Here is an 18,961-nt window from a genome sequence, read left to right on the forward strand (position 1 = left end):
GCCCCTCGAGTTCCTCACGTTTCATAAACAGGATGAATCACGGACTGCCCCGAGTCAAAGGAACTGCAGGCGGGGCGATATTCCAGCCCATTGGCGATAGCGATGACGATTTGGACGCATTTCAGGATATTGTGGGGCAGATCGAGGACAATGAGGGTGATGGCTACGATGTGTTTCTCACCCATCCTGTCAGTACGCGTGGACGCAACCTAATCGACCGCATTGTTATCACGATCGACTAAGCGCGGTGAGCGCAGCAAGCGGCAGGGCCTACCCAAAACGTTGGTGCTTTCTGGGATCAATGGCGCCCATTATGACCCCAGGAGCGCTGCCTGAGCGGCACGCAGCGACAACAATTTGGCGGGGTCAGTCGGCGCAAGGCAGCCCCAGCGAAACGCCGATCGGTCGGCTGCGCCTTCTGCCCAGATACGCTCAGCTACATGGAACAGCTCCTGAACGGTCGGCGGTCGGTCGCTTGCCATGCAGTCGATCACGGCATCATCGAACAGAGGATTTATCGAGCGCATCGTCGGTTCTCCTGATCGCTTGATAGGCAACAACCGTGACGGCGTTATGGCAGGGCATCGGAGTTGAGCGTGTTTGCGGCACGTTCGCTCGTGCGATCCTTGTAGAAGAACACTTCTGCCCGATCGCCCTTGTGTGCTCCGGCAACCGCACCCGCATCGACCCAGCCTTCGACGGGCAGAAAAGCGAGCATGGTGTGATTGTCTTCCTGAGTGGAGACGAACACACGGTCTGAGCCGATCGTGGCCTCAACTGCTTGTAGGAGCGTGCTACCGATGCCGCGGCGCTGGTGCGAGGGGGCGACGCCTAAGTACGTAATGTAATCGTGTCCGACGAAGCCCCGGGGCACCCAGGCCGCGTAGCCGACGACCTCGCCATCGATCTCTGCCACCAGCATGTGGTTATCGACGATCTCGAGGAGACGGCTGCCCGCGAAGATATCGAACGTGTTGATCGCGGGCAGATCGGTTAGCAGGGCAGGGCGGATCACGGCAATTGTTCCTCTGCATCGAACGCGCGTTTGCCGCGCCGCTTCCATAGCGCCAATACGTCACTGGCATCATCGCCGCGCACGCGTCCAGCAAGATCGAGCAGCGCACCGTAGAGGGTAGCGCGATCGTCGTCAGTCAGTTCAACCAAGCCGGCTTTTTGGACGAGGCCGCCGAGTTCGATCAGGCGACGTGTTCGTTCGCGGCGTTGCACGATCCAGTCCGCGCTATTCGTTCGCCGTTTCGCCGCATCCGCCCGGAGTGTTGCCGCCCGGTTCAGTTTGAACGCCCGATCCGTTGACCGCAGTGTCGCTGCCACCTTTGCGCCCGCGTCGCTGAAAGAAAGCAGCGCCCTTCAATCGCCACGCCTCCTTCGCGCTCGCATCCTTTGATCCGATTGCGTCAAGTAGTACACCGGCAATGGTTTCTGCATCGAGCGCATCGGCACCTGTTGCTGCGACGAGCTGACCTAGCTGTTCGACCCGCTTTGCCTTGAGCGATCGGGCCTTGTCGTTTAGCGCCTTCAACTCGGCGTCGTAATCGCGCACCTTTCGCATTGCTCTCGCCTTCTGTGTCCCGATCGGCATTATCCTACCACATCGGATAAACGAGTAAAGCCTGGCGCGAGTGCTAATCGCATTCAGTCAATCACGAGGAGCGAAGCAGATTGTGAGTGCGCGCTTATAGATCGTTGCCGATCTGCGCTAAGAAGGGTAGAAGCACGCTCGTCATGGCGATCTATCATTTCTCCGCAAAAGTGATCGGCCGTTCATCCGGCTCCAGCGCTGTTGCGGCAGCCGCATACCGCTCGGCATCTGAGCTGTTCGACGAACGGCTTGAGCGACATCACGATTTCTCGAATAAGACCGGCGTCACGCACTCGGAAGTCATGTTACCGGAAGCTGCGCCGAAGCATCTGGCAGACCGCATAACGCTCTGGAATGCGGTGGAAGCTGGCGAGAAGCGCAAAGACGCCCAGCTAGCCCGTGAGATCGAGTTCTCGATTCCCCGCGAGATGACCCGCGATCAGGGCGTTTCGCTGGCGTGCGATTTCGTTAAACGCGAATTCGTCGATCGCGGGATGATTGCGGACCTCAACGTGCATTGGGACAAAGCGGAAGACGGCAGTCCGAAACCGCACGCACATGTCATGTTGACTATGCGCGAGATAGGCCCGGAAGGGTTCGGCAAAAAGGTCGTGCCGTGGAACGACCGCGCACTGTTGCAGCACTGGCGGGAAGCGTGGGGTGCGCACGTCAATGAACGACTGACGGAGCTGGGGATCGATGCGCGGATCGATCATCGCTCCTATGCCGAACAGGGCATCGCGCTGGAGCCGCAGCACAAGATCGGGCCGGCTGCGTCCCGTCGGCCCGAGCAGGGACTGGGGGCCGAGCGGATCGCGGATCACGTTCGCATTGCGCGCGAGAACGGCGAGAAGATTATCGCCGATCCGAATGTTGCGCTGGACGCGATTACGCGGATGCAGGCGACGTTCACCAATCGTGACTTGGCAATGTTCGCGTTCCGGCACTCGGACGGCAAGGAGCAGTATGACCGGGTAATGGCGGCGACGAAGGCGTCGCCAGAGCTGGTGGCGCTGGGCAAGGACGGACGCGGCGACGAGCGGTTCACGAGCCGTGATATGATCGCGATCGAGGCGCGGCTGGAGCGATCGGCCGACCGGCTCGCCGGGAGGGCAGGACATGGTCTCCTGGCGACGCCATGGGGAAAGGGGGGCGTCGCCAGGAGTGACGGCCTGGTGCTTGGGGGCGACCAACAGGCTGCCCTCCACCATATAGGCCATAATCGTGATCTTGCGATCATCGTAGGGTATGCCGGCACCGGAAAATCGGCCATGTTGCGCGTTGCTCGCGACGAATGGGAACAAGCCGGTTACACGGTGCGGGGCGCGGCGTTGTCGGGGATCGCGGCCGAGAACCTTGAGGCCGGGTCGGGCATCACTTCGCGCACCATCGCCAGCCTGGAGCATGCGTGGGGACGTGACCGCGAGCAGCTGGGGCCGCGCGATGTGCTGGTGGTCGACGAGGCGGGCATGATCGGCACGCGGCAAATGGAGCGGCTGCTGTCTGCCGCTGACCGGGCCGGCGCGAAGGTCGTGCTGGTGGGCGATCCCGAGCAGTTGCAGGCAATCGAGGCGGGGGCAGCCTTTCGTGCGCTTTCCGAGCGGCACGGGGCGGCCGAGATCACCGAGATCCGCCGGCAGCGGGCGGTATGGCAGCGCGATGCGACACGCTGGCTTGCCACGGGCCGTACTTCGGACGCGCTCCAGGCCTACCGCGACCATGACATGGTGCGCAGCGCCGACACGCGCAGCCAGGCGCGGGCGGTGCTGGTCGGCAAATGGGACCGGCAGCGCCAGGCGGAGCCGGACAAGAGCCGGATCATCCTCACGCATACCAATACCGAGGTACAGTTGCTCAACGGGGAGGCACGAGAGCGACTGCGGGCGTCGGGCGATCTCGGGCAGGATGTGGCGGTGCAGGCAGATCGCGGGACACGCCAGTTTGCATCAGGCGACAGGATCATGTTCCTGCGCAACGAGCGCGAGCTGGGGGTGAAGAACGGCACGCTCGGTACGGTCGAGCAGGTATCGGCCGACCGGATGGGTGTGCGGCTCGATGACGGGCGCCAGGTCGGGTTCGACGTGAAGGACTATGCCGCGGTCGATCACGGCTATGCCGCCACCATTCATAAATCGCAGGGCGTGACGGTCGATCGAACGCACGTGCTGGCGACACCAGGAATGGACCGGCACGCGGCGTACGTTGCGCTGTCGCGGCATCGCGACGGGGTGCAGCTCCACTACGGACGCGACGATTTCGCGTCCGACGCGAAGCTCGCGGCGGTGCTGTCGCGCGACCGGGCCAAGGATATGGCGGCCGACTATGCGGTCGAGCCGGATGCCGCGGCTCGTGCTTTTGCGGACAGACGCGAGATCCGGTTGCCAGAGCGGGTGCGCGAGATCGTGCGGACGGTCGAGACGAAGGCGAAGAGCATGTTCGCCGGTTTCCGGCCCAAGGCGCCGGAAGCAGAGCGTCGCGACAGCGTATTCGAAAGCACGAGCCGGCCCGTATCCGAACGCCCGGCGTCGGCAGCGGAGCAGGGCCAGGGTGAGCAGGTGCGAGCGCCCCGGCGGGGTATGTTCGACGGGTTGAAGCTCGATACGACGTCGGCGAGGCCGGCGCCGGTGAAGGCGTATGATCACGGCCAGGACCCCGCGTTTGTGCGTACAGTCGAGCGGACCTCTCGCGCGGCCGAGGCGGTGTTACAGACAAAGACCTCGAGTGGGATCGTGCTCGAGCACCAGAAGGTGACGCTCCAGCGCGCGATCGAGGCGCTGGAGCAGCTCCGTCCCGGTGCGTCGGATGATATGCACGAAGCAAAGACGCGCAATCCGGCCCTGCTGCGCGAAGCAGCTGCGGGGCGCAGCGGCCCGATGATCGCGGCGATGGCCCAGGAAGCCCGCGTGCGGACCGATCCGCGCTTACGCGCCGATCGGTTCGTGGAACGCTGGCAGGAGCTTCAGGGCCAGCACGCGGACTTCGAGCGCGCCGGCTATGCAGCGGGCCGCGACAAGGCGGGGCAGGAAATGGCTGACATGGCGAAAGGCCTCGAACGCGATCCCCAGGTGGAATCGCTCCTGCGCAGCCGATCGCGTGAGCTGGGGCTTGGGATCAGCGAGCGTCAGGACCGGGACATCGGTCGCGAGTTGTCGCGCGATCTGAACCGCGACCGTGACTTGGGCATGAGTCGATAAGGGGTATGTATGGACGACGGGCATGAGTATGATGGTGGCGACGATCAGGCGGCGCTGGCGTTCGTCCAGCTCGGCCGTGAGGTGTCGCTGCTACGCGCCGCTATCGAGGGGCTGACCGCCGCGCGGGAGTCGGCCGACACGCCTGATTATGAACCGACGCTTGCACGCACCGAGAAGGTGCTGGCGGCATTGGTCCGCCAGATCGCCGCGATGAGCAAGAGGCCGGCGATGATGCTCACGCCCGAGGAGATGGGACAGCGTTTAAACGCCGCCGTCACCGACGCCGTGCGCGAACTGCGTCACCAGATCGGGACGACGGATACTATGCTCCGTAACGTCGCGGGCAGCCTGTCCGACCGGCTGGGGTCGGCGCGGCGCGGCGACGAGCAGAACCGCTCGCTGGTGTGGACCGGTCTCGGCGGCTTGGTACTAGGGTTGTTGCTCTACGCGATCGTGGCGGGGCCGATTGTACGGCTGATGCCGTCGAGTTGGTTATGGCCTGAGCGGATGGCGGCGCGCTCGCTCCGCATGCCGATGTGGGAGGGCGGGCAGCGCCTGATGCGGGCCGGCGATCCGCAGGCCTTCGCCGGCGTGTTGGCGGGCAATCGGCTGGTAACGGCGAACCGGGAGCCGCTGGAGGCGTGCCGCATGCAGGCGGCCAAGGCGAGCAAGGTGGTCCGCTGCACGATCGAGGTAGGAAAGGGGGAGCAGGATGGACAGTAACGTCGGTATGACGCGCGACACGCTGGCGGCCCTGATCGGCCGGATGCTCGACGCCGAGACCCGGACCACGCCGCCCCCATCCGGCTCCTGTACATTATGGGGACACAGATTCCGGTAGGCTTTCGTAGACCGGTTGCCGTACGGATTTTCAGGGCAATCGGTTTATGAAAGGCCGAAAGCCGCACATTCCTGTCACCGTCGTGATTACCTACAGAACCGAGGGTTTCTGAAAGTAGACGATGTAAATCAGACGCTTGCGTCTAACCGTGAATCCATGTCCCAATAATGTACGGGGGCCGATAGGGAGAGAAGGCGAATGGCGGACGGCGAAGACGAGGCAGCACGAGCGTTCGAGGACCTTCGCGCCGAGGTGACGCTGATGCGCAGTGCGATCGAACGCCTCATGGCCGAGCGCACCGAGCTGCCAGAGGGACCGGACTATTCGGAGACGCTGGGCGTCATTTCGCATAATCTCACCGCGGTCGCGCAGCGGATCGACGCACTGGTGAACAGCCCGGCGCTCGCGCTGACGCCTGCAGAAATCAATCGCCAGATCATCGAAGTCGGTACCGCGGGGCGGAGTGAGGACCGCCGCGTAATCGCCGCTGCCCGGCAGGTGATTGAGGAGGTGGCAACGAAGATGGGCCGTCAGCTGGATTCGCACTTCCTGGCGGATGAACAACGCCGGCAGGTTCAGCATGTCGGTCGGGACGTTGGTCTGATCGCGCTGTTGGTGGGTGCATTGCTGTGAGCGGTCCTCCCCGGTCCGATCGTGCGCTCCATGCCGGCAAGCTGGCTATGGCCCGAATGGATGGCGGCGCGCACGTTGCGCATGCCGATGTGGGAAGGCGGTCAGCACCTGATGCGCGCTGGATCGCCCGAAGCGTTCGCTGGCGTGCTGTCGGGTAACCGGCTGAAGATCGCCAACCGCAATGCGCTGGACGCCTGCCGCAAACAGGCAACAAAGGCTGAGAAGGCGGTGCGCTGCGAGATCCAGGTAAAGGCAGAGGAGTAAGGCGAGGATAAGCCGGCTAACACGATTGCGATGCCGCCGGAGCCGTAGCGTCGTTCAATCAGCCGCTGTGGGGGATACGCAGACGGAGGGTACTCTTGCAAAGATGCAAAAAGCGCTACGTCGTTGCCGATGATAGCCAACGCTTCCGTTCTCGCGTAAGATTTCTTCCCAATCCAGCTTCGAGATACGGCGCGTTTTTTCAATAGGGCTCCAAGCACCGTCAAGCGCTTCCACTATGAGAGCCATGAACAGCTACGGGTACACCTCGCCGACTTCATGGGGGCCTATAACTTCGCCCGGCGCCTCAAGACGCTCAGCGGCCTCACACCCTACGAATATATCGTCAAGATCTGGGCGGCAGAGCCAGACCGGTTCATCGTCAATCCGATCCATTATATGCCGGGACTAAACACCTAGGCCAACCACCTTAAACCCGAAGTATACGACGGCTATTGCCGCCTCGGTATTGCCCCCCCCCCGTCCCCAGCGAGAGGGGGATAGCAAAAGCCCAGTCAGCCGTGTCCGTGCCTTTCTCGGGTGTCAGTCCAATGGTGCCTATGAGTTCGTCGGAACCTCTCAAGGCGGCGGCCCACACTCGTTCGGCCGGCACGAGACCCGCAACGAGCTCGGTCGCGTCGGCGAGCGGGCTCGTTGTGACCAGTTAGAACGCGACCCGCAGGCCGGCTCGACCTCCACCACCAGTGTAGTTCTTGCTGACTATGCCGTCGCCCTCAATAAACCCGGTAACGGCGCCCGATTTGATCGTCACACCGAGTTTGCCCCGACCGAAATCCTGGAGCGGCACATTCCGGTAAGGGACCGCGTTGCTGCCGGACGAGAAGACAAGGCCTTGGGTTCCTTGGAACTCGTGCACGTAATCACCCGCGACATAGAAGGACGCGATGCTGTCCCCGCCGATCGGTAAGGCGTTACCCAGGCGCAGCCCCGCGGAACCGCGTGTGCCAGTCATGTGGTCGAAGTCGATGGCGACGCCGAGGGGGCGGATCCCGTCGAGCTCAGTCCGGACAAACGCAATGCTGACGTTGGGCTCGGCATAGAAACCCGTTGCACCGAACCGGAACCCGGCCTCGCCCTTCACACCATAGCTTCGACCGTTGCTCCGGGTATTGAGACCCGCGCTGACGGAGTTCATATGAACCCGGTAAAAGTCGTACTTGCCGAGCGCGTTGAGGAAGAGTCCTCCTAAATTATACCCAGCATAGAGACCGGCATTAAATGCGTCGTACGTAATCTTCTGGTCGAAGCCAGGGAACTTCAGCACCGAATTGGCATAGCCACCAGTGATGCCGGCTGCCAACGCCCCGCTGCTCAAGAAGCCGAGGCCAGCTTGAGCGCCGAACGCGTCCTGCTGGTAATTCGACCCAACCGTCTGCGTGATGCCATAGACCGTGTCCGTCCGCGTCTGTTTCCGCGTCGCTACATGGCCGAAGGTCTGCAACCAAAGCCGCCCGCCATTGGCCGGTGCGCCTGCCCAGGTCGCATCGCGCTGCGAGGCGAGTTGCGCCGACACGGCATCCGCGGAATCGTTCCACAGGGTCTCTGCCCCTTCCGGGGCCTTCAAGAGCCGGATCGCGGTTGCGCTCGGCGCGCCGGCGAGGTTGAAGCTGTTGTTGGCACCGTTGAACGCCAGCCCGTAGGTAATCAATCCCCGCGTCGTCTGAGCCGGTGACAGCGAGAAGGCCGTCGAGCTCGTGCCGGCACCCGCCGACACCAGCGTGATGCCCGGCTGCAATACCGCCGTGTTGTTGACGAAGTTGACCCCCAGCACCGTCGAGCCGGTCGCGGCTCCGCCGATGATCAGGCGATCCGCCGTCCCCGCGCCGCTGGGATCGACATCGAGCATAACACTGCTCGATCCCGATCCGGTAAAGGTGCCAGGGATCGTCAGCGTGTCACCCACGATGCCGTTCTGAAGCGTGACGGTGCCCGAGTTGTTGAATGCCTCAAGCCCGGTCAGCATGGACGCCAGCGGGGCCATCCGGTTCACCAGCGCGAACGTGCCGCTGTTGTTGACCGCATCCGCGCCTGCCCCGAAGTCCAGCGCCGAGCCGACCAGGACCGTACCGCTGTTGTTGAGGGTATCGTTGCCGGCACCAAAGCTCGACCCCGTCCCGAAGGTGACGGTTCCCGAATTGGTGAAGACGTCGTTGCCGGCGGTCAGCACCACGGGGCCAATGATCGTTCCCAAGTTGTTGACCGTCGCCGCGCCGCCGCTGATCGTGAGGGCATTGCCATTGCCCGCAGTGATCGTGCCGATATTGGTCAAGATCGAGCCGTTGCCGGAAGTGAGGACGATCGTGTTACCGTTGGACGTAACGGTCGCACCGCTGACAATCGTCAGCCCCACCGTCGTGGTCGCGTTCGCCGTGATTGCCCTGACGCCCGCGCCCGTTGCGGCAATGTTGCCGACGTTGAGGAAAGCCGCACCATTGATGGCGTTGGCGAAGATCGCTTCCTGCGCCGGTCCGTTCGCCGCACCACTTGAGGTGATCGTACCCATGGTGGTCACGTTGACGGTGCCGCCCGTCGCGTCGATGACGCGCGAGCCGATGCCGGTTGTTGATCCCGAACCAAGTGTCAGGTTCGTTGGGCCGGTGCTGGCGGCCAATATGCCGGCGGCATTCGCCCCAGTGGTGCGAACAGCACCCTGGGTGACCGACACAATGCCTCCGGTCGAGCCAGTGCTTGCGGAAATGCCAACCGCGCCCGTGCCGGATGTGGTGACCGTTCCGGTGCCGTTGACGGTCACGCTACCGCCGGTGGAACGTGCGGTGATGCCATTAATCGCATCGCCCGTCGTGGTGATCGCACCGTTGTTGGTGACGGTCAGTGCGCCGCCGGCCAAGGCGTCAACCGCCGCCAGGCCGGTGCCCGTTCCAGTATCCGAGATCGTACCCGTCAGGGTCAGTGTCTGCGCCTTGCCCGACCGCGCGACGATCGCCGAGCTGCCCGCGCCGGCAGCCGTCACGTTCGTGAACGTTCCGGTCAAATTGCCACCCGCATTGAGATCGACGACGCGCGAACCCGCGCCGGACGCCGACAGGGTTCCGGTCGAGCTTGCGGTGACGTTGCCGGTGCCACTCTGGGCTCTAACCAGGGTCGAGCCGGTCCCTATGGCGCTACCGTTGGTAACCCCCAGCGACACATTGCCCGCCGCCGACTGAGCATTGACCCCGCGCGTGTTGTTGCCCGTGATCGTCATCGTAGCGACAGTCGTGCTGCTGTCGCCCACCGACTGGACGAGCACACCGTCGCCCCCGGCGGTGGTGACACTCGTCACCGCCAGCATCGAGGGACCGCCGCTTGTCACATTAAGCCCTGTCGCGCCGGCACCCGTCGTCGTTAAGGTGCCGGCGGTTAGATTGACGGCGTTGGCGGCGTTAATCGTCGCGCCCTGCGCACCGGTCCCGGTCGTGACGACATTGCCGAGGTTGCCCGTCACGCTGGAGCCGGTCACGACCGCGGCGGTGGCGCCGGCTCCGTTGGTCCGCAGCGTCGCGCCCGTGCCGCGCAGGTTGATCGCCCCGGTAGTGACGAGGTCTATCGCGCTGGCGGAGTTGACGGCGGCGTTCCTCACGCCTGAGGTCGTGATGTTGCCGTACCCGGCATCGATCGCGCCCGTGCCGGCGCGGACGAACAGACCGGTCGAGCCGGCGCCCGTCGTAGTGATCGACCCCGTGTTGGTCGTCACCGTCCCGTTACCGGTGGTGGTGATGCTCACCCCGCGCGAATCCGCCCCGGTCGTGCTGATCGATCCGGTATTGGCGAAGGTCACCGGACCGCTGCCGGTGATGGCCACGGCCGTGCCGGTGCCGGTCGTCGCAGCGCCGTTCACCGTGGCGTTGATCGCCCCAGCACCGCCAGTGATCCGCAGCGCGTTCGCGCCATTGGCGGTCTGCGTGCCGCCGGTGAAGTTGACCGCCCCGGTCGAGGTGATCGCCGTGCCATGCGCCCCGGCCTGCGTCGCCGTCACCGCCCCCGTCGAGAGCGTCACTGGATTCGCGCCCGCATTGACCGTCAGACCATTGCCGGTGGTCGCCACCGTGCCAACCGTTAGATTGACCGGGCCCGTCGCCGTGATCACCGCACCCTGCGACCCCACACCCGTCGCCGTGATGGCGGTGGTCGTCACATTGCCGAGGTTGCCCGTCACGCTGGAGCCGGTCACGACCGCGGCGGTGGCGCCGGCTCCGTTGGTCCGCAGCGTCGCGCCCGTGCCGCGCAGGTTGATCGCCCCGGTGGTGACGAGGTCGATCGCGCTGGCGGAGTTGACGGCGGCGTTCCTCACGCCTGAGGTCGTGATGTTGCCGTACCCGGCATCGATCGCGCCCGTGCCGGCGCGGACGAACAGACCGGTCGAGCCGGCGCCCGTCGTAGTGATCGACCCCGTGTTGGTCGTCACCGTCCCGTTACCGGTGGTGGTGATGCTCACCCCGCGCGAATCCGCCCCGGTCGTGCTGATCGATCCGGTATTGGCGAAGGTCACCGGACCGCTGCCGGTGATGGCCACGGCCGTGCCGGTGCCGGTCGTCGCAGCGCCGTTCACCGTGGCGTTGATCGCCCCAGCACCGCCGGTGATCCGCAGCGCGTTCGCGCCATTGGCGGACTGCGTGCCGCCGGTGAAGTTGACCGCCCCGGTCGAGGTGATCGCCGTGCCATGCGCCCCGGCCTGCGTCGCCGTCACCGCCCCCGTCGAGAGCGTCACTGGATTCGCGCCCGCATTGACCGTCAGACCATTGCCGGTGGTCGCCACCGTGCCAACCGTTAGATTGACCGGGCCCGTCGCCGTGATCACCGCACCCTGCGACCCCACACCCGTCGCCGTGATGTTGCCAGTCCTCAGCGCGAGGTTACCGCCCGCGAACCGAACACCCGCGGAGGTCGCGCCGCTTGTCGCGACGTTGCCGACGGTAACCGTTGTCGCCTGACCCGGGGCCGTTAGCGTGAGGCCGGTGGCATTAGTACCCCCGATGGTGCTGATATTAAACGGCGCGCTCGTGCCCGAAGGCGTGAAGCTGAGGGCTCCCCCGGTGGAGCTGAGCCGAACCGCCGGGGCTGCGGTCGTCGTCACAGGCCCGGTGGCCGTATATGTCGTGACCAACGGGCCCGCGGCGGACGTGGTCCTGAGGCCGGCCCCGGGAACGACGGCGGCGGATGAGGTGGTGGTGGCAGTCAAAACCGTGGACGCGCCATCAACACAAGTGATCGTGGTACCCGCCTTAGAACAGGTCGTGGCCTGCGCTTGGGCGCTGGTCGGCACGAATAACGCCATCGCTGCGGTGGAAACGCTGCTGAGCAGCGTCAGGCGTATTTTCGTGCTCGTCATCACTCATCCCCTACATTATTATTATTAATCAGTTCAGATGGTTATGATCTTGAACCAACCATTCTAGTCCTGTCACTAGCTTTGTTCGGTTTCTAGCGCAATCGGGTAGTGCCCCTTGGAGTGGTGTAGGAACACCGATTCTCGGTTAGGCCAAGGATGATCAGGCTGCCAGTGCCGGCAGGCTGATGCGTGGGTTATCGCTCAACGCGCCGATCGTTTCCAGCGTCATGTAACGCCGCGATACCGACCACTCATCGTTCTGCTCAAGCATGAGCGCGCCGACGAGGCGGATGACCGCGGCGGTGTTGGGGAAGATGCCGATGACATCGGCCCTGCGCTTGATCTCTTTGTTGACGCGCTCGAGCGGGTTGGTGGACGAGATCTGCGCCCAGTGCTCCTTGGGGAACGCCATGTAGGCGAGTACCTCCTCGCGCGAGCCATCCATCATGATGGCGAGCTTCTCGTATCGCTCGCGCAACGCGTCGGCGACGTGACGCCACTGCTCGTGAGCGGCTTCGGCGCTCTCTTGGGCGAAGATCGTCTTTAGCATGGCGACGACGGCGGGACGCTGCTTGGGGCCGACATGGGCCAGCGCATTGCGCATCCAATGCACCCGACAGCGTTGCTGCGTCGCATGAAATACCTTGCCTGCGGCGCTGCGCAGCCCTTTGTGATCGTCGGAAATGACGAGCTTCACCCCGCGCAGTCCCCGATCGGCGAGCGAGCGCAGGAAGCTCTTCCAGAAGGTTTCCGCCTCGGACGGACCGCTCGCGACGCCGAGGACTTCGCGCTTCCCGAGCGTGTTGACGCCGACCGCCACTATCACCGCGGTCGAGACGATCCGGCCGCCCTCGCGCTCCTTCAGGTACGTGGCGTCGATCCACAGATAAGGCCATTCGCCTTCAATCGGGCGGTTGAGGAAGGCGTTCACCCGCTCGTCGATCTCGATGATCAGCCGGCTGACCTGGCTCTTCGAGACGCCGGTCCCGCCCATCGCCTTCACCAGGTTGTCGACCGAGCGCGTCGAGATCCCTTGGATGTACGCCTCCTGGATCACCGCCACCAAAGCCTTCTCCGCAGTACGACGCGGCTCCAGGAAGCTCGGGAAGTAACTGCCCTTCCTCAGTTTGGGGATCGCCAGCTCGATCCGCCCGGCACGCGGGTCCCAGTCGCGCTCGCGGTAGCCATTGCGGTGGTTCAGGCGATCGGCTGAGCGGGTGCCTGCAGGCGCGCCCGTCTTCGCCTCAATCTCCATGTCCATCATGCGCTCTGCGGCAAACGCCAACATCTCGCGCACCAGATCCGCATCCGCCTCTTGCTCGACTAGCTCGAGCAGGGCCATCTTGGCATCGGTCATCGTCGTCTTCTCCAGGTTCGAGTTCGCATCCGAACCCTAACTGAAGATCGGCGATGGCCACCTCATTCGTGGCAGCTTCCTACACCACGCCCCGTTACACTACCCGATGTGGGAAGGCGGTCAGCAGCTGATGCGCGCCGCGTCGCCAGAGGCGTTCGCCGGCGTGCTGTCGGGCAACCGGTTGACGATCGCCAACCGCGATGCGCTGGACGCTTGCCGCAAGCAGGCAAGCAAGGCGAAGAAGGCGGTGCGCTGCGCGATCCAGGTAAAGGCGGAGGACTGACATGGCGGACATACCCGAAGGCGATCGTGATGCGGTCCTGGCCTTGGTCTCCGAGGCATTACGCGACGCGGGGCGAACAGCGCCGCCCCCCGATACCGAGCAAGGCGACTGGCTGCGCGGGCACGTCAAATGGAGCGAACCGGACGAGCATGGATGGGTGGCGCTCATTCCTGTGCAATTCGATGTGTGGGTGCCGAAAGTTCTGGTCGCCTGGCAGATGGCGCTTCAGTCGGGCAATCTCCTCCAGCCCAATTGGATGAACGACCCGCGTTATTCGCTGAGGCGCTGGCCGGCGATCGAGACGGCGGTGCGTCGCCTCTACGCCGCACCGGAGGTGTGAGGATATGGTGGTTTTCGATAAATAAAAGCGCGGCTGCTTGATCTGCGTCACATCCTCAAAGGCAAATTATTTCGACATTGTAGTAACTGGTCCAGCGCCCGTAACGACGGTCAGCGATAAAGGCGGCAGGGGGATTGGTGTGTCCCAGCCTTTTGCTCTCGTCTCCTCAGGCGGCCGATCCAGGCTCGGATGGCCCTCGCGAGCGTTCCAGAGATATTGCTTGGAAGAATATTGCATGATGTGCAGCGGCCCACCTCGACCAGGTAGGGCGCTCTTGAAAGCAACGCGCGTTGTCACCGCGGTTGAGCTTCGGTTGATGATGAGCAATGACCACTGACCGTCCGACCTCAGAATGGGATAGGCCGCAATCAAAGCTCGACCACGATCATCATGAAGTATGGTGGTTGCCCGATAGAGCATGTTCCGGCCAGGGCCAGCCCAATCCGTCTTCATCATCCGCATGGTGTAGAACGCCGGCATAGCCCAGCGCGCTTGGCCGACATCGTTCATCTCCCACAGCATCATATTGCCCCGGCCCGAGCAATTTTGATCTCCGTCGAGCAATTGGTCAGGCGGATAGCCGTAAAGATAGGCAGCGGAGCCGCCACGGCCGAGGAAGTCAGCGATCATGTCTGCGTCGAGCAACGCGCTTGGCATCTCGACCATCGCGCGCCCGGCGAAGGCCGAGAAGCCGTATTCGGTAATCACCCACGGTATCGATCGCGGGACACCGTCCTTTTTAAGGCGCTTGAAAAGCGTGTCCATTACCAGGTCCCGTCCGAGCAGTTTATCAGGGATCGATCCGCAAAGGTTGTCGAAGGGGAACAGCTCGAACGAGAAGAAGCCTAGCTGATCGAGCCCATGATGGTCTGTGAGATAGCGGACAAACTGGCTTGTCCAGCTCTCGTCAGGGTCGGGGTCGAGCCAGGTATCGGCGATGCCGTCTTGTAGGCTGGGACCACCGATCGTGATCTTCGGGAAGCTTGCATGCAGATGACGCGCGAATTCCAGATAGAGCGCGCTATAATCGGGTGCCGAAATCATCTGGCCATCGGGTTCTTCGCCAAGCTCGACACGGTCGAAGGGGATATGATGGTTTTGCAGATAGTATAGCTCGGCCAGAGCATTGTCCGGTGTGTCGTAGGCAAGGCCAGCCGGAACCATGATCGGCGTCCTTTGTATTATCTCCGCCTTCATTAAGGCTTCAAAAGATGGCTGCTCGGTCTCTGCGTCGCGATCGATAGCGCGGTGCCACGGGTCGGTCGAGGAGACGTGCAGGATTGTCTGGTGGGTGCGGTCCGTCCCATGATGGATGACGTCGATGATGCTGCCGCCCGCGTTCATTGTCCCCAGATAGATTTCACCGATCGCGAAGCCCAAGCGATCGCGAATGTCGCTTCCTGCGGCATCACTGATGCTAGACGATTGCTGCAGAAGGACGCGGACGAATTTGGTCGAGATTGCCGCTTGCGCGAGCTTGAGCGTGACCGTGCCGCCGCGCCCATCGCAGACCACGCCTTGTGGGAAATCGTGCCAGCGCCCCTCATACTCATCGGCGCCAACCCAATATTGAACCGCGTAGCGGCGCGCGAACGGCTGCTTCCAGGCAATCGTGATCGCATCGATCGGCATGTGCTTTGGAAGGTCCACCACGACCCATTGCGGTCGCCCGGGTATCTCCTTCGAGAAGTGTTGGTCGAGATACGGATTGCTCTTCCAGAACGTGGAAGAATCCCCGTCATCAAGGCGCGAATAGCCGTCATTATTGGCCTGGTCGATCGTATTTCCGCGGCGCGGCAGCTTGTAGCCGAAGGTCACCAACCCCTTGGTGTCGGCGCTCGAATTCCCGGTCCAGTATCCTTCGTTGTGTGCAGGGTCACTCCATTGGCCTTCGGACGACCAATGCCACGCCTCGTTCGCAAGCTCGGTACGCAGCCGGTAGGCAAGGCGTGGAAAGCGCGACTTGCGCATCGCTGCGAGATTGGCGTTCCGGAACACTGCGGCTGCCTCGTCCTTGGCGCCGCCATCGATCGACGCGCCGAGTGCCTCGTCGGCGTCAAATACAGCAAGTGGCTGGGCATTGGCGCCTTCAACCGTGATACGGTTGCTCGCCGCGCGGTGGGCGGCGGCAGTCGGTGGGGCGATGCTAAGGAATAGAACAAGGGCGGAGGCGAGCGAAATTATTGCTGCGCGCGGCAGAGACGAAATCATCGCCGCTCCCTAGGGGCCACTGCTGCGATGCAGAAGCGCTAATTGAGGGTGGTGCGGGCTATTGCGGACGCTCGGGCCGCACGCCCGATGCCGGCGTTCATGGGCTGGCGGCGCGTGACCGAGCAAGGCGACCGGCAGCGCAGGAAAGATTACACCGCCGCACCTCATCAATGGCGACAGGCACGCCAGGCGAAGCAATACGCGGCCCAATTCTGCTCGCACACTTCGAAGAGACGTGCTCCTCATTGCAGCGTTTCACGCAGACATCATCGCCGAGCGAGGTCAGTGCAGGACATCAAGAACAGCCAGTTCGACGGCTTTGTTTCGCTCTGTTGCGCGGTAGGCCAGTTGCCAGCAATCGTGGCGATAACACCGGTGATATTAGCCTGCGGATCTCACTATTCTGTCTTTAAAAAAGACCTAGAAATTTCTTTTTCCTATCGACAGTGGTGGATGGTTTCCCGTTACCGACATTGTTGAGCGTTTTGCCCTGGACATTTCTTTGGGCTGAAGCAGACGCGCCCGACAGGACGGGTCCACATGCCGCAGCCTTCGCGTTTCCTATATCGACAAATGCTAGAATTGCGGCGGGTGGTGTTGCCACGAGGGCTAGGCCAATGGCGGTACCCGCACGTGCGGCCAATTGCGGGCTTAGTAGGTTTATTTTCGGATTGGCAAAGTGACCTTGAAGCCCAATGGGTGACTGCGCAGAAAAAAGGCTCAGCCGCTTGCTTTTAGACAAAAAGGCAAGATCTACGGCTTCAGATCCAAAATTAAATTCGCCTGTTCCCGTCACGATATTTTTCATCGTGTCTATAAGGATTGGGTCGGCAGCTGCTTCGCCATTACGCACCGTAAATCCCAGCAAGCCGCAATTTACAGATATTGGCGCTTTTAACTTGTTCTCGAAAAGCTTTTGAACAAATCCGCCAAGATTTAGTTCTGACAAGACAACGTTTTTGGTGGTTAAGGTGCCGGCGGGCATAATGAAAGCGATGCGACCGCTAGACGTCGACAGTGCCTGATGGAGAGAGTCGCCAATCCCAATGAGCTGAATGCGGCCATGGATTGTGCCCGTGGTGCCTGATTCAGCCACGCCGAACCCAGCTAGCAGCCTGCCCATCGGCGTCGGTGCAAGACGAATATCGTAAAAGTTGCGCGCCGGCCGCTGCTGCGCATCGATCATTACGTCCGCCGCGACGTTGCCACGCGACATGGCGAAATTCAGCGGCGAGATCTGCAGTTCGCGATCCCTCAAAGCCAGGGTCAAGCTGATGTGCGACAGGGGCACGTTCTTTGATCGCACGACACCAACGTTCCAGTGAACGTTGGCGTCAAAATTACCGAGCTGATCAACCGGAATGGCTGCATCGGGCAGGATACGCTCGGGCGCTGCGCCGGTTGCTGCAGCCGCAGCCTTTGCGCCTCGCGTCGCGACGATGTCGGGATTGTACCCGATGAACGGGGCTACATCGACGATGTCGAGCGTGTGGGTCGATAGCTCGGCGGCGACATGGATGCGGGGTTGGATATCAGACACGGTGAACTTGCCCGATAGGTCGCTGTTGCCGAATGTGCCGGCCATGCGGGTGAGGCGATAATCGGCCCCGGACTGAACTAGCTGCGCATGGAGCTGGTAGGTCCGCGTCTGTGGAATTGCGACGCCGATAATGCGGAGCAGTTCCGCCAAGTTTCGCCCGGTCGCGCGTACCTGAAGCGGCACATTCTCGATATCCGCTATCGTGGGCAGCGTGCCCGCTACGTCGATCCGGTTGTGCGCGGCATAGGCAGACAGCGTGAACTTATTCTGACCGCGTGTCACCGTCGCGTCGGGGGAAAGCAGTTGGGCGCTGAGCGTAAACGGTGTCGATCGCACAATCCCTTTGCCAGTCAATCCAACCGCATGGCCGATTTTCGCATCGGCAGACTGGATGTCGTCGATCTTCAGATCCGTGAGCAGCTTCAGCCGCGAATCGAGATAGTGCACCGTGGTGCCGGTAACGGTCGCGCGGTCTATCAGCGGAAAATCGACCGGCTTGCCGCCCTTCTTGTCGCTGAACGTCCAGCTATTGGTGGTGTGCGCGGCGTTCCATTCCAGATCCAGAGCGCCGTTGGTCAGGGCCAACCAATAGAGCCGTCGCTTGCCGAAGATCAACGACCAGGGCGAGATACGCGTATCGACCCGATCGGCAGCGAACAGCGTGGGCTTGGTCGCCCAGGCGGGGTTCGCGATACGGATGCCCTCGGCGTAGAATTTGATCTTGATCGGATCAAAAAAGAGCTGGAAATCCCCCGAAACGCTAACCTGGCGGTTCGTCAAGCTGCCCACGACCCGCTCGAACGGGTGCTTCAGGAAGCGGCCTTTGCTAACGAATAGCACCAGCCACACCGCAAAAATCGCGAGCAGGATTCCGCCCAATGTTCGGCGAGCTATCTGCCATCGCCGAGGTTTTGACATGGGCTTTGTTGGAAAAACCGGCGGGGCCGGCTCGTTAATAGGCGCTGCATCCATGCTCCCCTTAATCGCATGGGCCCGGGAAAGTGGCGAGTCGCCTGTTTTAGATAAAATGGTCACCGGGCTGTTCGACGCTTATCCACATATCTGCTTCGCAACAGGTGACTTTGGAAAACACCAACATAAAGACGCGGTCATGGCGCGCCGGTACCCGCTGTTCCAGATCGACGTAGGAGAACAGCTTGCCTGATCGTTCGTCCGTCCCGCGCATCCATAGCCTCGTTCATCACGTCCCGGAACGATGAATCACCTCACGGCGCGATAGCCAAGCCCTTTTTCGGCAGCCTGCTAATGGCTGCTGAGAGTCCGTTTGGAAAATCACGGATGGGCGTTTCTGCGTAGCATGAGTCCGCCCATGGCGACCATGATCATGGCC

General features: G+C 62.5%; 14 protein-coding genes and 2 pseudogenes. 9 read left to right on the top strand and 7 right to left on the bottom strand.

Annotated elements, in window-relative coordinates; translation table 11 throughout:
* On the top strand, positions 1-242 hold a 242-nt coding region (locus QN347_RS15530; RefSeq protein ID WP_323494136.1), incomplete at its 5' end, for a hypothetical protein.
* Between the two features lie 329 nt (positions 243-571).
* On the opposite strand, the gene QN347_RS15535 is transcribed toward QN347_RS15530, so the two are convergent.
* From QN347_RS15535 to QN347_RS15545, 3 genes are read right to left on the bottom strand one after another with little or no spacing between them, the layout of a single operon-like run.
* Entirely contained in the window at positions 572-1,015 is a 444-nt protein-coding gene (locus QN347_RS15535) for a GNAT family N-acetyltransferase (protein WP_322164323.1), read from the bottom strand.
* The gene (locus tag QN347_RS15540; protein ID WP_322164324.1) at positions 1,012-1,227 is read right to left on the bottom strand and encodes a conjugal transfer protein TraD; all 216 of its coding nucleotides are present in this window, start codon (positions 1,225-1,227) and stop codon (positions 1,012-1,014) included. Before QN347_RS15540 ends, QN347_RS15535 begins: the two co-directional genes overlap by 4 nt.
* Before the next feature lie 13 nt (positions 1,228-1,240).
* A complete protein-coding gene (locus QN347_RS15545; protein ID WP_322164325.1) occupies positions 1,241-1,570 on the bottom strand; it encodes a conjugal transfer protein TraD in 330 nt (109 codons plus the stop codon).
* A gap of 173 nt (positions 1,571-1,743) precedes the next feature.
* On the opposite strand from QN347_RS15545, the gene traA reads away from it, so the two are divergent.
* The 4 genes and pseudogenes from traA to QN347_RS15565 all read left to right on the top strand — a co-directional run.
* On the top strand, positions 1,744-4,794 hold the full coding sequence (traA, locus tag QN347_RS15550) for a Ti-type conjugative transfer relaxase TraA (protein ID WP_322164326.1): 3,051 nt from the start codon (positions 1,744-1,746) through the stop codon (positions 4,792-4,794).
* A gap of 9 nt (positions 4,795-4,803) precedes the next feature.
* A complete protein-coding gene (locus tag QN347_RS15555; RefSeq protein WP_322164327.1) occupies positions 4,804-5,517 on the top strand; it encodes a DUF6118 family protein in 714 nt (237 codons plus the stop codon).
* Positions 5,518-5,833: 316 nt separating this feature from the next.
* Positions 5,834-6,532: pseudogene (locus tag QN347_RS15560) on the top strand (DUF6118 family protein).
* Positions 6,533-6,745: 213 nt separating this feature from the next.
* Positions 6,746-6,949 (top strand): annotated as a pseudogene (locus QN347_RS15565) (IS3 family transposase); the annotation flags it as partial.
* Between the two features lie 244 nt (positions 6,950-7,193).
* On the opposite strand, the gene QN347_RS15570 reads toward QN347_RS15565, so the two are convergent.
* On the bottom strand, positions 7,194-11,306 hold the full coding sequence (locus QN347_RS15570; RefSeq protein ID WP_323494137.1) for an autotransporter outer membrane beta-barrel domain-containing protein: 4,113 nt from the start codon (positions 11,304-11,306) through the stop codon (positions 7,194-7,196).
* 217 nt (positions 11,307-11,523) lie between these two features.
* Between QN347_RS15570 and QN347_RS15575 the strand changes: the two genes are divergently transcribed.
* Entirely contained in the window at positions 11,524-11,907 is a 384-nt protein-coding gene (locus QN347_RS15575) for a hypothetical protein (RefSeq protein WP_322164300.1), read from the top strand.
* Between the two features lie 132 nt (positions 11,908-12,039).
* Here the strand turns inward: QN347_RS15575 and QN347_RS15580 are convergent, their stop codons facing one another.
* Positions 12,040-13,236, bottom strand: a complete 1,197-nt coding sequence (locus QN347_RS15580) for an IS256 family transposase (RefSeq protein ID WP_322164301.1) — start codon at positions 13,234-13,236, stop codon at positions 12,040-12,042.
* A gap of 106 nt (positions 13,237-13,342) precedes the next feature.
* Between QN347_RS15580 and QN347_RS15585 the strand changes: the two genes are divergently transcribed.
* Both QN347_RS15585 and QN347_RS15590 read left to right on the top strand, forming a co-directional pair.
* A complete protein-coding gene (locus tag QN347_RS15585; RefSeq protein WP_322164302.1) occupies positions 13,343-13,519 on the top strand; it encodes a DUF6118 family protein in 177 nt (58 codons plus the stop codon).
* Position 13,520: 1 nt separating this feature from the next.
* Positions 13,521-13,859 (top strand): hypothetical protein, encoded by a 339-nt coding sequence (locus QN347_RS15590; RefSeq protein ID WP_322164303.1) that lies wholly within the window; start codon positions 13,521-13,523, stop codon positions 13,857-13,859.
* 66 nt (positions 13,860-13,925) lie between these two features.
* Here QN347_RS15590 and QN347_RS15595 read toward each other — a convergent pair whose 3' ends face one another.
* Together QN347_RS15595 and QN347_RS15600 are read right to left on the bottom strand one after the other, a co-directional pair.
* A complete protein-coding gene (locus QN347_RS15595) occupies positions 13,926-16,070 on the bottom strand; it encodes a discoidin domain-containing protein (protein ID WP_322164304.1) in 2,145 nt (714 codons plus the stop codon).
* 409 nt (positions 16,071-16,479) lie between these two features.
* The gene (locus tag QN347_RS15600) at positions 16,480-18,582 is read right to left on the bottom strand and encodes an AsmA family protein (protein ID WP_416194538.1); all 2,103 of its coding nucleotides are present in this window, start codon (positions 18,580-18,582) and stop codon (positions 16,480-16,482) included.
* On the opposite strand from QN347_RS15600, the gene QN347_RS15605 reads away from it, so the two are divergent.
* The gene (locus QN347_RS15605) at positions 18,527-18,775 is read left to right on the top strand and encodes a hypothetical protein (RefSeq protein ID WP_322164331.1); all 249 of its coding nucleotides are present in this window, start codon (positions 18,527-18,529) and stop codon (positions 18,773-18,775) included. The two genes, QN347_RS15600 and QN347_RS15605, sit on opposite strands and share 56 nt — an antisense overlap.
* The last annotated feature ends 186 nt before the right edge of the window (positions 18,776-18,961 follow it).

It is taken from the genome of Sphingomonas sp. 10B4 (assembly GCF_035019905.1).
Lineage (GTDB): Bacteria > Pseudomonadota > Alphaproteobacteria > Sphingomonadales > Sphingomonadaceae > Sphingomonas > Sphingomonas glacialis.

What these genes read in the sequence shown, in the direction of transcription:
- QN347_RS15545 (WP_322164325.1), bottom strand. Translation starts at nt 1,570, where the DNA reads ATGCGAAAGGTGCGCGATTACGACGCCGAGTTGAAGGCGCTAAACGAC.
- traA (WP_322164326.1), top strand. Translation starts at nt 1,744, where the DNA reads ATGGCGATCTATCATTTCTCCGCAAAAGTGATCGGCCGTTCATCCGGC.
- QN347_RS15555 (WP_322164327.1), top strand. Translation starts at nt 4,804, where the DNA reads ATGGACGACGGGCATGAGTATGATGGTGGCGACGATCAGGCGGCGCTG.
- QN347_RS15575 (WP_322164300.1), top strand. Translation starts at nt 11,524, where the DNA reads ATGGTGCTGATATTAAACGGCGCGCTCGTGCCCGAAGGCGTGAAGCTG.
- QN347_RS15580 (WP_322164301.1), bottom strand. Translation starts at nt 13,236, where the DNA reads ATGACCGATGCCAAGATGGCCCTGCTCGAGCTAGTCGAGCAAGAGGCG.
- QN347_RS15585 (WP_322164302.1), top strand. Translation starts at nt 13,343, where the DNA reads ATGTGGGAAGGCGGTCAGCAGCTGATGCGCGCCGCGTCGCCAGAGGCG.
- QN347_RS15590 (WP_322164303.1), top strand. Translation starts at nt 13,521, where the DNA reads ATGGCGGACATACCCGAAGGCGATCGTGATGCGGTCCTGGCCTTGGTC.
- QN347_RS15595 (WP_322164304.1), bottom strand. Translation starts at nt 16,070, where the DNA reads ATGATTTCGTCTCTGCCGCGCGCAGCAATAATTTCGCTCGCCTCCGCC.
- QN347_RS15605 (WP_322164331.1), top strand. Translation starts at nt 18,527, where the DNA reads ATGGGCTTTGTTGGAAAAACCGGCGGGGCCGGCTCGTTAATAGGCGCT.
- QN347_RS15600 (WP_416194538.1), bottom strand. Translation starts at nt 18,582, where the DNA reads ATGGATGCAGCGCCTATTAACGAGCCGGCCCCGCCGGTTTTTCCAACA.